This window comes from Kribbella sp. NPDC048915, from assembly GCF_040649595.1.
Taxonomy (GTDB): domain Bacteria; phylum Actinomycetota; class Actinomycetes; order Propionibacteriales; family Kribbellaceae; genus Kribbella.
In genome coordinates, this window is record NZ_JBEZFT010000130.1 from 1 (window position 1) to 13,616 (window position 13,616).

Below are 13,616 nucleotides of genomic sequence, written 5' to 3' on the forward strand. Positions count from 1 at the left end.
GAGGCGAGACGAGGCGGGCAAAGCGAGGCGGGGCGGGGCGGGGCGGGGCGGGGCGGGGCGGGGCGGGGCGGGGCGGGGCGGGCAAGGGAAACGGGCTGGGAGCGGGCGAGGGGATTGGTGAGTGGGCGGGAGAAACGGCAAGAGGTCCCGGGGAGACCGGGACCTCCTGGGGCAGCAGATCTCGCTCGCGATCGCGGGCAAGATCTCGTCATGGCTTGGGTGGGGTTACCAGATGCGGACTCGGGACTCCGGGGGTAGCCACATGGCGTCGGAGTCTGTTGTTTTGAACGTGTCGTGGAAGGCGTCGATGTTCTTCACGACTGCGTTGCAGCGGAACTCGGGCGGCGAGTGGGGGTCGATCGCGAGGCGGCGGGCGGCTTCTTCGGGGCGGGTCTTGGTGGCCCAGGCATGGGCCCAGGCGGCGAAGAAGCGTTCGGCGCCGGCTTGGAGTTCTTGGTCGGTTTCGGTGCCCTTCAGCGACAGCTGGTAGGCGACGTACGCGATCGACAGTCCGCCGAGGTCGCCGATGTTCTCGCCGAGGGTGAGTTTGCCGTTCACCTTCTGGCCGGGGGTTTCGGCGGGCTCGAGGGCGTCGTACTGCGCGACGAGTTTGTCGGTGCGCTGCTCGAAGGCGGCGCGGTCCTCGTCGGTCCACCAGTCGTTGAGGTTTCCGGCGCCGTCGTACCGCGAACCCTGGTCGTCGAAGCCGTGGCCGATCTCGTGTCCGATCACCGCGCCGATCGCGCCGTAGTTGGTGGCGTCGTCGGCGGTGAGGTCGAAGAACGGCGGTTGCAGGATGCCGGCCGGGAAGACGATCTCGTTCATCCGCGGGTTGTAGTACGCGTTCACCGTCTGGGGCGTCATGTGCCACTCCGCCCGGTTCACCGGCTTGCCCAGCTTGGCCAGGTCACGGGCGGTTTCCACCGCGACCGAGCGGCGGACGTTGCCGAACAGGTCGGTCGGGTCGATCTCGAGCGCGGAGTAGTCCTTCCACTCGTCGGGATACCCGATCTTCGGCACGAAGGTGCCGAGCTTCTCGAGCGCGCGCTGCTTGGTCTCCGGACCCATCCAGTCCAGCGCCTCGATCCGCTGCCGGTAGGCGGCGACCAGGTTCTGCACGAGGTCGGTCATCCGGGCCTTGGCGTCCGGCGGGAAGTGCTCCTCGACGTACAGCTTGCCGAGCGCCTCACCGAGCGCCGACTCGACGGCGCCGACCGCGCGCTTCCACCGCTCGCGCAGCTCCGGCGCGCCGGTCAGGGTTTTGCCGTAGAAGGCGAAGTTCTCGTCGACGAAGGCCTGGCTCAGCAGCGGCGCGGCGTTGTGCACGATGCGCCAGCCCAGCCACTCCTTCCACAGGTCGAGGTCGACCTCCTGCAGGGCAACCGCGGCCGCGGTCAGGTAGTCGGGCTCGCGGACGACGACCTGCGCGAACGCGCTCTCCGGCACACCGGCGCCGGCCAGCCACGCCGACCAGTCGAAGCCCGGCATCAGCTCCTCGAGGCCGGCCCGGTCGAGCTTGTTGTAGGTCAGCTGGACGTCGCGGTCCTTCACCCGGTCCCAGTGCGAGCCGGCCAGGCGGGTCTCGAGCTCCATGATCCGAGCGGCGGCGCCGGTCGCGTCGGACAGCCCGGCGAGCTCCAGCATCGTCGCCACGTGGGTGACGAACGCGGACCGCACCTCGGCGAAGTTGTCCTCGCGGTAGTACGACTCGTCGGGCAAGCTCAGGCCGCCCTGGGTGAGGTGCACGATGTACTCGTCGGACTTCTTCGCGTCGGCGTCGATCCAGTAGTGAAAGACCCCCGGCACGCCCTGCAGCTCAAGCTTCCCGAGAACGGACACCAGGCCCGCGACGTCGGTCACGCCCGCGACCAGGCCGAGCTGCTCCGCGATCGGCTCGGCGCCGCGGCGCTCGATCGTCTCGGTGTCCATGAAGCTGGTGTAGAGGTCGGCGATCTTCCGCGGCTCGCTGCCTTCCGGATGGCCGGCCGCGACGGTCTTCTCGACGATCGCGCGCACGTCTTGCTCGGCGGTGTCCCAGAGTGCGTGGAACGCGCCGTAGATCGCCTTGTCGGCGGGAATCTCGTGCTCCGCGAGCCACGTCCCGTTCACGAATCGGTACAGATCGTCCTGTGGGCGAACCGTCGCCGAATCGTCGATTCCTGCTGTCATCCTGACCCCTTGTCCCAAGTCTGAGTTGCTGCCAGCGAACATACCCGGTTCGGGTCGTCGCCGGTTTGAACTATCCACAGGACCGTCACGTTCTGAGAGGTAAGGACCACGGATCAGGAGGACCCGCCAATGTCACACCTCGTCCGCCGTCGGACCGCGCTCGCCGGCGTGCCCGCCGTACTGCTGGGTGCCGCGACCGCATCGACCGCCACCGCAGCTACCGCGGCCGCATCGACCGCCACCGCCGGCCCGCGCTTCCCCGCCAGGTTCGAACTGCCGGACGGCTTCCAGCCCGAAGGCATCGCGATCGCCCGCGGCCGGGCGTACTTCGGTTCGCGCGCCGACGGCGACATCTACGCGGCCGACCTGCGCACCGGTCAGGGCCGAATCATCAGCCAAGGCCCGGGCACCGGCTCGCTCGGGATGAAGGTCGACCCGTTCGGCCGCCTGTTCGTCGCCGGCGCGGCCGGTGGGAACGGCCGGTTGATCGACACCCGCACCGGCGCGGCGCTGGCGAGCTACACGTTCACCACTGCGACGCCGACGTTCGTCAACGACGTCATCCTGGCCGGCAAGGCGGCGTACTTCACCGACTCGCGGCAGCCTGTCTTCTACAAGCTCACCGACGGCAAGGTCACGACGATCCCGCTGTCCGGGGAGTACGAGCACCTGGAGGGCAACAACGCCAACGGCATCGAGCGGACGCCGGACGGCAAGGCGCTGATCATCGTGCAGTCGTCGACCGGGTTCCTGCTCCGGGTCGACCCGCGCAGCGGGGTTGCGCGGCGGATCGACCTCGGCGACGCGCTGATGACGAACGGCGACGGTCTGTTGCTGCTCGGCCGCACGCTGTACGTCGTCCAGAACCGCCTGAACAAGGTCGCCGTCCTCGAGCTGAACCACCCCGGCACGAAGGGCGTCCTGGTCGACGAACTCACCAGCCCGGACTTCGACATCCCGACCACCGCGGCGGCATTCGGCAACCGGCTCTACCTGCCGAATGCCCGCTTCAGCACGTCACCGACCCCGACCACTGAGTACTGGGTGACCGCTGTCGAGCGCTGAACTGTTCCCGGCCGGAGCCGGTCGTCCTACGGTGAGGCCAAGGGGGAGTGATCATCATGAACATCCGTACGGTCTCGGCCTTCATCGGACTTCCTGCGCTGGTGCTGGGCCTCGTGACGACCTCGGCCGCGTCGGCCGCCGCGCCGACGCAGGCACCGACCCAGGCGCCCACTGTCGTCAAGCACTCGGTCGACGACGGTGAGTGCGACAGGATCCGCTTCGGGCCGGCCTCGGCGAAGCAGTCCAAGGCGTTCCCGACCCGGATCAAGTTGCCGAACGGCTTCCAGCCCGAGGGCATCGCGATCCGCGGCGCGACGGCGTACTTCGGATCGCTCGTCGACGGGGACATCTACGCCGCGACGCTGCGGAACGGGCGCGGCAAGATCATCAGCCAAGGACCCGGTACGCCGTCGGTCGGGCTGAAGGCCGATCACCGCGGCCGGCTGTGGGTCGCGGGTGGACCGAATGGCACCGCGCGTGTCGTCGACATCCGCTCCGGCAAGATCTTGAAGAGCTACCCGCTGACGAAGTCGACGCCGACGTTCGTCAACGACGTCGTGCTGAGCAGGAACAGCGCGTGGTTCACCGACTCGAGCCGCCCGGTCGTCTACCAGGTGCCGATCGGTCGGCACGGCCAACTGCTGAACAAGGTCCGGACGATCCCGCTGAAAGGCGCCTACGTGCACGACCCGACGGGATTCAACGGCAACGGCATCTCACTGACGCCGGACGGCCGCGCGCTGCTCATCGTGCAGTCGTCGACCGGGTTCCTGTTCCGCGTCGATCCGCGGACCGGCTTCACTAAGCGGGTCAACCTGGGCGGCACGCTGATGACGAACGGCGACGGTCTGCTGCTGCAGGGCCGAACGCTGTACGTCGTGCAGAACCTGCTCAACCGGGTCGCAGTCCTGAAGCTCAACCGCGCCGGGACGGTCGGCCGGCAGGTCCGGACCATCACCGACAAGAGCTTCGACGTACCGACAACGGCGGCAGCGTTCGGCAACCGCCTGTACCTGCCGAACGCCCGCTTCACCACCACTCCGACACCCACGACGCCCTACTGGGCAACAGCAGTCCGCCGCTGACGTACTGCCGGTGCGGAGGCCACCGCCTCCGACGGCGGCCTCCGCACAGTTACAGCCCGTCCTGGTCGTGCCAGTGGTTCTGCCAGCGCGCGTCGACGGCGTCGTCGGCACGCTGGTACCGGATGTCGGTGGAGAGCCGCAGCTCGGTGGACACGTTGTCGAGGGCGGCGTGGACGGTGTGGGCGGTGTGTACGACGACGTCGCCCGCCGCGTAGTCCGTGACCAGCCAGTTGGCGTCGTACTGCTCCGCCAGCGCAGGCAGGTCCGCAGTGATGGACGCAGCTGGGCGCTTGAGTCGCCCCGCTGCTTCTTCCTCGAGCACCCGGTGGTGGCTGCCCTCCAGATAGGTCAGACCACCGCGACTGACCGGGCAGTCGCCCAGCGGGATCCACGCGGACAGCACCTGGTCACTGCCTCCCCGCAGGTACACCAGGTCGTAGTGCGCCTGTGTCGCCGTACCGATGCCGTTCTCCGCCGGCGCCGTCTGGCGGATGATCTTCCGCCGGTGCAGAAACGGCTCTCCGCCCAGGAACCACGCAAACCAGCCCTTCAAGGCCGGCTGCGCGCAGAACGCCGCGTACTCCGGCCCCGGCACGATCTGCTCGAACAGAACACTCCGGTACGACGCCCTGTCCACGGCAGCACCCGTCAACCCGAAGTAGTACTCCCGAAACGACCACACCACAGCCGGATCGAGCAGGCCGGTCAGGAACAGGTACCCGTCCCGCTGCAACCGCTCACGAAGCACCCTGCGATCAGCGCGCTCCGCAGCGGGGACCGCGACCAGTTCGCCGGTCCGCCGCTCGTCGAGCACGTATCCGTTGGACGTCAGCACCCGTCCATTCCACCGGCCCGGAGCGACCAGCGGAATGGACACCCACATCAGCTTCTTGGACTCTTGTACCTGTGCAGAACTGGTCAACTTACCTGACACCGGGCACTGTGGAGCGCCAGCTTGGACTCTTCTGCCTCGGCGTAGGTATCCAGACACACGGCCCCGGTCCAGCACCGGAACGCGCACTCGGCTGCTACGCCTTCGTCTGGCTCCGCGAAGGCGAGGGACACCTGCTGCACGGCGCCGAGCGCCAGCTGTACGAGGTACGCGCGCCAGCGCTCTTGACGCTCTTCCCAGGCCTACTGCACGGCTACCGCCCCAGCACCCGCTGGCAGCAGGTGTGGACCCTGTTCGGTGGCCCAGCGACCGAGGCGCTCGCCACACTCGGCCACCTCGACCCCAGTCGACCAGTCCGCCAGTACGCCGACGCGCGGCCGGTCGAGCGCGCTTTCACCCGGCTGCTGCGCGTCAGCACCGAGCGGGACGTCGTACAGCTCACTGCAGCGCTGTACGACGTCATCGCACTCGCCGCGCCGCAGCACGAGGACAGCCTGGTCCAGCGACTCGCAGCACTCGCATGTACCCCGATGAGCATTCAGGACTACGCCACTCAGCTGGGACTGACCGTGAGCGACCTACGCGCCGCAGTGCGTCGCGCAACAGGGTCAACGCCCCAGGAGCTCGTTCTGAACACCCGCCTGAGCTCTGCAAAGGTTCTGCTCGCCGAGGAGGACCTGTCGGTGGCCGCGGTCGCGCGCCGCGTCGGCTACGACGATCCGGCGTACTTCAGCCGCCTCTTCACTGCCAGAGCGGGGATGTCGCCGGTCGCGTTCCGGCGGTTCGGTTCGCTTTCCGGGCCGATTTCCTCCCTTCGGAGGAGGCGTGACCGACTTTCCGACGTGTAAAACCGTTCAGGGGGTTGACGTGGTTCGGGCCCCGACCCCGATACGGTCGAGGCATGAGTGAAACGCAGCCCATCGACCCGCGATACGCGAACCCGGCGCGGCGCCCGAAGAAGCGCCGCAACTGGTTCCTCCGGACCGTCGGACTGATCGTCCTGCTGTTCGTCCTCATGCTGATCGCGGTCCCGCTGTACGCATGGGGCCGGATCGACAAGATCGAGGCGATGCCGACCGGCGAGCGGCCGGCCGAGACGCCCGGGACGACGTACCTGATGGTCGGATCGGACGCTCGCGAGGACCTCAGCCGGGCCGAGCGGGCGCGGCTGCACACCGGCGGCAACGCCGGACCGGCGCGGACCGACTCGATCATGCTGATGCACGTCCCGGAGTCCGGGCCGACCGTGCTGATCAGCATCCCACGCGACAGCGCCGTCAACATCCCCGGCACCAACGGCCGGCAGAAGATCAACGCTGCCTTCAAAAAGGGCCCGGCGCTGCTGATCCAGACCATCGAGAACGCCACCGGCCTGCGCATCGACCACTACGTCGAGGTCGGGTTCGGCGGTTTCGCCTCGGTCATCGACAGCGTCGGCGGCGTCACGATGTGCTTGCCCAAGGCAATGAACGACAAGGATGCGCACATCAACTTGCCGGCCGGGTGCCAGAAACTGGACGGCGTCAACGCGCTCGGCTACGTGCGGTCCCGCAAGGCCGACGGGAAGAACGACTTCGGCCGGACCGAGCGGCAGCGGCAAATGGTCGGCGCGGTCGCGAAGAAGGCCGCCTCGCCGTCGACGTTCCTGAACCCGGTGCGGTACTTCAACGTCGCGACCAAGGGCGTCGACGCGCTGACCGTGGACAAGGACATGAGCCTGCTCGACTTCGTCCGGTTCGCCCGCGGCATGAAGGCGATCTCGGGCAGCGGCGGCATCGCGCTGAGCGTCCCGACCAGTGACGACAACTACCACCTCTGCTGCGGCCGCGGCGTCGCGGTGAAGTGGGACACCAAGCAGGCGACCGCGCTGTTCAACGCGATCAAGGAAGACAAGACGAGCGGCCTGAAGAGCAGTTGATCCACCTCGTCCACGCGGTGGTGAGTCTGGGGATACTCATCGTCGTACCCCTCGGACTCACGCTGCTCCCGACGCGAACCACCAGTACTAGCTGGTGGTTCGCGTTCGCTCTGCCCGGCGTAGCGGCGCTGTGGTTGCCGCGTGGTCCGCTGTCGATCGCCTTGGCGTCGGTGTACCTCGTCGGCACACTCGTGCTCATCGGACTGGCTCTACGGCACTTCCTGCAACACAGGGCGGTCGATCCGCGGGTAGTGGCGCTCTACACCGCACTGGCCACACCGGCGATCGCTGCGCTCGCACTGGTCGCCGAGCGGTCGTCGTACGAGCTGTTCGGCTTCAACCTGACCGTCCTGTCCTTGACGGTCGCGCACTTCCATTTCGCGGGCTTCGCCGCCGCACTGATGGCGTACCTCGCAGCAGACGGTCTGGCAGCTGTCAGTGTTCCACTCGGTACGGGGATCGTCCTGGCCGGGTTCTTCCTCGGTGACCCGGTAGAGCTGGCAGGCGCCGTCGTACTGACCACAGGTATGTGGCTGGTCGGCTGGAAGCTGGGGCAGCGCTCACGGCGCACTGACCGCACGACAGCGATTCTGCTCACAGTGTCCGGCGCAGTGCTCGTGCTGACGATGCTGCTCGCCGTCAGCTGGGCACTGGGTCATGTAGTGGACACGCCGTACCTCTCACTGGAGTGGATGGTTGCCACGCACGGCGTGGCGAACGCGGTGGGGTTTGCCCTGTGTGGCGTACTCGCGATGCGACGGGAAGGAGTCTGATGAGGCTGGAGGAGCTGGCGCAACGGCAGCTGACGTACGACGAGGTGGGCTCGACGCAGTACGACGAGGCGCCCGAGGGCCTGCACCGGCTCGAGTACCGCGAACGACTCGGTGACGGGGACGAAGTGTTCCGGCGCGCTGCCGACGCACTGCTGACGTGGCGCATGCACCGCACAGCCGGCATCCCGATCACAGCGACCGACACACCGCCGCAGGTAGGCACCAATACGCTCGGACGTCTCGGCGCCGGCATGGTCGTCCCGGCACTACGGACCCGCACCCAGCTGGGCCTACCGGTCCCCTGCCGGGTCGTCCGCGTCGTCGACGAGCCGGACTGCCAGGGCTTCGCCTACGGCACGCTGGAGGGACACCCCGAGGCCGGTGAGGAGTTCTTCCTGGTCACCCGCGACTCTGACGGCGTACACCTCACCATCCGCGCCTACAGCCGTGCTGCCACCTGGTACACCCGTCTGGCCGGTCCAGTCACCCGCAAAGCGCAGTACTACGCCGCCAAGCGCTACGCCGCCGCACTCCGCCGCCTCGCCGGCGACCTGTAACCACCTGGACACGCACAGGCCCCGCAAGCTCATACCTTGCGGGGCCGCGACCTTTCTACCGTGTCCGGCCAGTTCGCGCGCGGCGACACGCGTCAGCGGCTGACAACCCGGAGTACACAGCGCACCGGCGTACTGCGAGACTGTGGCGGGTGAGTCCCAAGACGTTGTCGGATCTGGTCGCGCCGGACTGGGCGGAGGCGTTGTCTCCGGTCGAGGACACGGTGGCGCGAATGGGTGAGTTCCTGCGCGCGGAGATCGCAGCCGGGCGTGGGTACCTGCCGGCCGGGGAGAACGTGCTGCGGGCGTTCCACCGCCCGCTCGCGCAGGTGAAGGTCCTGATCGTCGGCCAGGACCCGTACCCGACCCCCGGACACCCGGTCGGCCTGAGCTTCTCGGTGGCCCCGGACGTCCGGCCGGTCCCGCGCAGCCTGGCCAACATCTACCGCGAACTGATGGCGGACGTCGGGGTACCGGCGCCCTCCAACGGCGATCTGACGCCCTGGGCGGACCAAGGCGTGCTGATGCTGAACAGGGTGCTGACCGTGCAGCCCGGCAAGTCCGGCGCACACCGCGGCAAGGGCTGGGAGAGCGTCACCGAGCAGGCCATCCACGCGCTGGTCGCCCGCGGCGGCCCCCTGGTCGCGATCCTGTGGGGACGCGACGCTCAGACCCTCAAGCCGATGCTGGGCAGCACGCCGTACGTCGAGAGCGCGCACCCGAGCCCGATGTCCGCGGACCGCGGCTTCTTCGGCTCGCGGCCCTTCAGCCGCGTCAACGCGATGCTGGCCGAGCAGGGCGCCGAGCCGGTCGACTGGCGCCTTCCCTAGCCCATTTACCCCTCTCACACCGCCGTACGACGAGACGCGCCGGAGCCCACTGGGTTACGGCGCGTTCTGCTGTGCCGAAAGATTTGTTCGAATGATCCATTGCAGGATCGTTCAACAATCTCCTATGGTGAGCGGAACATCCCCCCAGCTACACCGTTCCGTCCCCGGGAGGAACCATGTGGGTTCTGCTCGCCATCGCGGTGGTGGTCGTCGGGTTCGCCCTCCGCATCAACTCGATGCTGGTCGTCACCGCGGCCGGAATCGTCGCCGGCCTGATCGGCGGCCTGTCCCCGCTCGCGATCCTGAACGCGTTCGGCGACGGATTCGCCGGCAGCCGGTCCGTCACCGTCTTCATCGTCACGCTGCCCGTCATCGGCCTGATCGAGCGCTACGGCCTCCAGCACCAGGCCCGCAAGCTGATCGGCAAGCTCAAGGTCGTCACCACCGGCCGGCTGCTGGCCATCTACCTGCTGATCCGGCAGGGCACCGCGGCGCTCGGCCTGACCAGCATCGGGGGTCCCGCGCAAGCGGTCCGGCCGCTCATCCATCCGATGGCCGCGGGCGCCGCCGAGCGCCGCTACGGCAAGCTCCCGGAGAAGATGCAGGAGAAGATCAAAGGCTTCGCGGCCAGCTCCGACACCGTCGGGCTGTTCTTCGGCGAGGACATCTTCGTCGCGATCGGCTCGATCCTGCTGATCACCGGCTTCGTCGACGCGACGTACGGCCTGCACCTGGAGGCGATCGACATCGCGCTCTGGGCGATCCCGACCGGCATCTGCGCGTTGCTCATCCACGGCGCCCGACTCCTGCTCCTCGACCGTCAACTGGACAAACTGGCGGCCGAGATCAAGGCGGCGGACGAGGCGGCCGCCCGATGATCAAGGTCGAGTGGTTCTACTGGTTGTGCGGGATCTTCTTCGTGCTGATCGCGCTGCAGGTGCTGAACGACCGCAGCAACCCCAAGCGGCTCGGCAGCGGGGCGTTCTGGGGCATCCTGGGTCTGTCCTTCGGCTACGGCACCTTCGTGGTGGACAAGCAGGCACCGGCCTGGCTGCTCGGGATCGCGGTGATCGGCCTGGCCGTCCTGGCCGGGGCCGGCTTCCCGGGCAAGGGCGCCGAGCGGACCACGGCGCCCGAGGAGCGTGCGCGGTTCGCCGACCGGTTCGGCAACAAGCTGTTCCTACCCGCGCTGGTGATCCCGGTGGTCGCGGCGCTCTTCGGCGCGTGGCTGGCGAAGGTGAAGCTCGGCGACGGCAAGCCGCTGCTCGAGACCGGATCCGCGACGATCATCGGCCTCGGTGTCGCGTCGATGCTCGCGCTGGTCGTCGGCATGGTGCTGCTGCGTCCGATGAGCCCCGGCGTACCGCTGCACGAGGGCCGGCGCTTGCTCGAGCACATCGGATGGGCGGCGATTCTGCCGCAGATGCTGGCCACCCTGGGTCTGCTGTTCAACGCCTCCGGTGTCGGCAAGGCGGTCGGGCGAGTCACCGACCACCTGGTCCCGAAGGGCTCACTGATCGCCGCGGTCGCCTTGTACTGCATCGGTATGGCGGTCTTCACGATCATCATGGGCAACGCGTTCGCCGCGTTCCCGGTGATGACGGCTGCGGTCGGTTGGCCGCTGCTGGTGCAGCAGTTCGACGGCACGCCGGCAGTGGTGTTCGCGGTGGGCATGCTGGCTGGCTTCTGCGGCACGCTGTGCACGCCGATGGCGGCCAACTTCAACCTGGTACCCGCGGCGTTGCTCGAGATGAAGGATCAGTACGGGCCGATCAAGGCCCAGATCCCCACGGCGGTTCCGCTGCTGGCCTGCAACATCCTCATCATGTACGTCTTCGCGTTCTGATTCGCTGCTCAGAAGGAGTCCCATGAAGTACGCCGCCGAATGGGCGAACATTGCCTGCGAGGTGCTCGAGACGCCGTACCCGTACGGCACGGCCCACGCGTCACACGGCCCGGACGACGTCGACGTGACGCCGGACCGCCTCCACCCCGCGTTCCACGGCTCGTACGACTGGCACTCCAGCGCCCACATGCAGTGGTCCCTCGTCCGGTTGCTGTCGCTGGCACCGGACGAGGTGGGCTCTCGCCCGACGCAGGTTCTGGACGGGCGTCTGACCTCGGACGCCATCGGCACCGAGGTTGCCTACCTGCGCGAGCGCCCGTCGTACGAACGCCCGTACGGATGGGCCTGGGCCGCGATGCTCGCCGCTGCCACCCGTACGACGCAGTGGGGCGCGGCGACTGCCCCGCTCGGCGACGTCATAGCGGAGCTCGTGCTGGCGTGGTTGCCGAAGCAGGTGTACCCGGTGCGGCACGGCGTACATCTCAACTCGGCGTTCGCGCTCGCACTGCTGCATGAGGCGTACGGCGGACTCGGGCGCGCCGACGTGGTCGAGGCGATCCGGGTGCGCGCGCTGGAGTGGTTCGGCGCGGACACGGCGTACGACACACGCTTCGAGCCGTCCGGTATGGACTTCCTCTCGCCGGCGCTGTCCGAGGCAGAGCTGATGCGCCGGGTGCTTCCGGACGGCGAGTTCGCGAGCTGGCTGTCGGCCTTCCTGCCCGGACTGGGTACTACCGCCCACGGGCATCTCCTCGAGGTGCCGGCGACAGACGACTCGGGTGACGGGCAGTTGGCGCACCTGTCGGGGCTGGCGCTGTCTCGCGCATGGCAGCTGCGGACGATCGCACCTGCTCTGCCTGAGGTAGCTGACGTCCTCCGGGCCGGTGCGAACCGGCAGGTCGAGGCTGTGCTGCCGACTGTGACCGACGGCGACTTCATGTCGACGCACTGGCTGGTGTCGTTCGCATTACTCGCCGACCAGGCGTAGCCGTAGCGGCGCGCTGAGCGCGCCGAGTACCAGTGGCGGCCGATGGGCGGCAGGGTTAGCCCATGGCCACGACACCCGGTACGCCACGTCTGCTGCGCGCCATGAACGACCGCGCCGCCCTGGAACTGCTGCTCAGCCAGGGCCCGCTGTCCCGCACCACGCTCGGCCACCTCACCGGCCTGTCCAAGCCGACCGCCTCGCAACTGCTCGCCCGGCTCGAAGCTGCCGGGCTGGTCCGCCGCAGCGGTACGACGGCGGGTCGGCCGGGGCCGAACGCACAGCTGTACGAGATCAACGGCGAGATCGCCCACGTCGCCGGGCTCGACGTCACGCCGGACCGGATCCGCGCAGCCGTCGCCGACCTGACCGGCAAGGTCGTCGGCCGGTACGAACTGGCCACGCCGGGCCGTAGCGCCAAGGGTGTGGTCGACCGTGTCGTACGGGCGATCGAGGGTGCCGCTGCGGACGCCGGGCTGGAGCGTGCGCATCTGCACCGGGTGTCGATCGGCACTCCGGGTGGGTTCGATCCGACCACCGGGCGGCTGCGGTACGCGACGCATCTGCCGGGCTGGCACTCCCCGCATCTCCTGGACGAGCTGGCCGCGGCGATAGCCGTACCGCTGGAGGTCGAGAACGACGTCAACCTCGCCGCGATCGCCGAACAGCAACTCGGCCATGCGCAGGAGTACGACAACTTCGTGCTGCTGTGGGGCGCGGAAGGCATCGGCGCCGCAATCGTCATCAACGGCCGACTTCACCGCGGCGCCACTGGCGGCGCCGGGGAGGTCGCGTTCCTGCCACTCCCGGGTACGCCACTGGTCCGCAACGTCAGCCGGAGCAACGCCGGTGGTTTCCAGGAGCTCGCGGGCGGACGCGCCGTACTGGAGCTGGCCCGGTCGCACGGCGTGAAGGCACGGACGGCCGAAGCTGCGGTTGCTCTCGCCGCGCAGACCCCGGGCGCCGGGGACGCCGTACTCGCGGAGTTCGCGCACCGGCTGGCCGTCGGCCTGGCCGCGACGGTGGCCGTGGTCGACCCGGAGCTGATCGTGCTGGCCGGTGGGGTGATCACCGCGGGTGCGGAGCGGTTGCGGGACCTGATCCGGGACGAGTTGGCGGATCTCGCCGTCCCGCGTCCGAGGCTGCTGCGCACCGCGATCTCCGACGATCCAGTGCTCGTTGGAGCGCTTCAATCCGCCCTCCTCACGACCCGCGACGAGGTCTTCGACACTGCTGGGCCTGCCGTCACTTAAGCGCTTCAATCCGTGACTTAAGCGCTTCAAACCGCTGGATGTTGCAGCCGTGTTTCATTGGACCAATGCAAATTTCGCCGGGTGGTCTCGCATCCCCTAAGTAGGCCACCCTCGCCCGCCGCCCCGGCCGCGGGTCCCCGATCGCCCCTCACCCCTCACCCCTCACCCCTCACCCCTCACCCCTCACACCTCACCCCTCACCCCTCACCCCTCACCCTGGACCCATCTCGCCGGCGTAACTCCTAC

General features: G+C 68.6%; 13 protein-coding genes. 11 read left to right on the plus strand and 2 right to left on the minus strand.

Annotated features, from left to right (window positions below):
* Positions 1–225: 225 nt before the first annotated feature.
* Positions 226–2,169: a M13-type metalloendopeptidase gene (locus tag AB0B82_RS34505; RefSeq protein WP_360178509.1), complete on the minus strand. Its 1,944-nt coding sequence runs from the start codon at positions 2,167–2,169 to the stop codon at positions 226–228.
* 129 nt (positions 2,170–2,298) lie between these two features.
* On the opposite strand from AB0B82_RS34505, the gene AB0B82_RS34510 reads away from it, so the two are divergent.
* Both AB0B82_RS34510 and AB0B82_RS34515 read left to right on the plus strand, forming a co-directional pair.
* Positions 2,299–3,234: a superoxide dismutase gene (locus AB0B82_RS34510; RefSeq protein WP_360178512.1), complete on the plus strand. Its 936-nt coding sequence runs from the start codon at positions 2,299–2,301 to the stop codon at positions 3,232–3,234.
* A 56-nt stretch (positions 3,235–3,290) separates the two neighbouring features.
* The gene (locus AB0B82_RS34515) at positions 3,291–4,319 is read left to right on the plus strand and encodes a superoxide dismutase (protein ID WP_360178515.1); all 1,029 of its coding nucleotides are present in this window, start codon (positions 3,291–3,293) and stop codon (positions 4,317–4,319) included.
* 49 nt (positions 4,320–4,368) lie between these two features.
* On the opposite strand, the gene AB0B82_RS34520 is transcribed toward AB0B82_RS34515, so the two are convergent.
* Positions 4,369–5,196, minus strand: coding sequence for a phytanoyl-CoA dioxygenase family protein (locus AB0B82_RS34520; RefSeq protein WP_360178518.1), 828 nt, complete (start codon positions 5,194–5,196; stop codon positions 4,369–4,371).
* Positions 5,197–5,261: 65 nt separating this feature from the next.
* Between AB0B82_RS34520 and AB0B82_RS34525 the strand changes: the two genes are divergently transcribed.
* The 9 genes from AB0B82_RS34525 (at position 5,262) to AB0B82_RS34565 (ending at position 13,370) form a co-directional block, all read left to right on the plus strand.
* Positions 5,262–6,059, plus strand: a complete 798-nt coding sequence (locus AB0B82_RS34525) for an AraC family transcriptional regulator (RefSeq protein WP_360178521.1) — start codon at positions 5,262–5,264, stop codon at positions 6,057–6,059.
* A gap of 53 nt (positions 6,060–6,112) precedes the next feature.
* The gene (locus AB0B82_RS34530) at positions 6,113–7,129 is read left to right on the plus strand and encodes an LCP family protein (RefSeq protein WP_360178524.1); all 1,017 of its coding nucleotides are present in this window, start codon (positions 6,113–6,115) and stop codon (positions 7,127–7,129) included.
* On the plus strand, positions 7,126–7,902 hold the full coding sequence (locus AB0B82_RS34535; RefSeq protein ID WP_360178527.1) for a YndJ family protein: 777 nt from the start codon (positions 7,126–7,128) through the stop codon (positions 7,900–7,902). The genes AB0B82_RS34530 and AB0B82_RS34535 overlap by 4 nt, the downstream gene beginning before the upstream one ends.
* Entirely contained in the window at positions 7,902–8,459 is a 558-nt protein-coding gene (locus tag AB0B82_RS34540) for a DUF1990 domain-containing protein (RefSeq protein ID WP_360178530.1), read from the plus strand. Before AB0B82_RS34535 ends, AB0B82_RS34540 begins: the two co-directional genes overlap by 1 nt.
* A gap of 149 nt (positions 8,460–8,608) precedes the next feature.
* The gene (locus AB0B82_RS34545; RefSeq protein WP_360178533.1) at positions 8,609–9,286 is read left to right on the plus strand and encodes a uracil-DNA glycosylase; all 678 of its coding nucleotides are present in this window, start codon (positions 8,609–8,611) and stop codon (positions 9,284–9,286) included.
* A 176-nt stretch (positions 9,287–9,462) separates the two neighbouring features.
* A complete protein-coding gene (locus AB0B82_RS34550) occupies positions 9,463–10,164 on the plus strand; it encodes a DUF969 domain-containing protein (RefSeq protein ID WP_360178536.1) in 702 nt (233 codons plus the stop codon).
* A complete protein-coding gene (locus AB0B82_RS34555; RefSeq protein ID WP_360178539.1) occupies positions 10,161–11,132 on the plus strand; it encodes a DUF979 domain-containing protein in 972 nt (323 codons plus the stop codon). The genes AB0B82_RS34550 and AB0B82_RS34555 overlap by 4 nt, the downstream gene beginning before the upstream one ends.
* Before the next feature lie 22 nt (positions 11,133–11,154).
* On the plus strand, positions 11,155–12,120 hold the full coding sequence (locus AB0B82_RS34560; RefSeq protein ID WP_360178541.1) for a DUF2891 family protein: 966 nt from the start codon (positions 11,155–11,157) through the stop codon (positions 12,118–12,120).
* 62 nt (positions 12,121–12,182) lie between these two features.
* A complete protein-coding gene (locus AB0B82_RS34565; RefSeq protein WP_360178544.1) occupies positions 12,183–13,370 on the plus strand; it encodes an ROK family transcriptional regulator in 1,188 nt (395 codons plus the stop codon).
* The last annotated feature ends 246 nt before the right edge of the window (positions 13,371–13,616 follow it).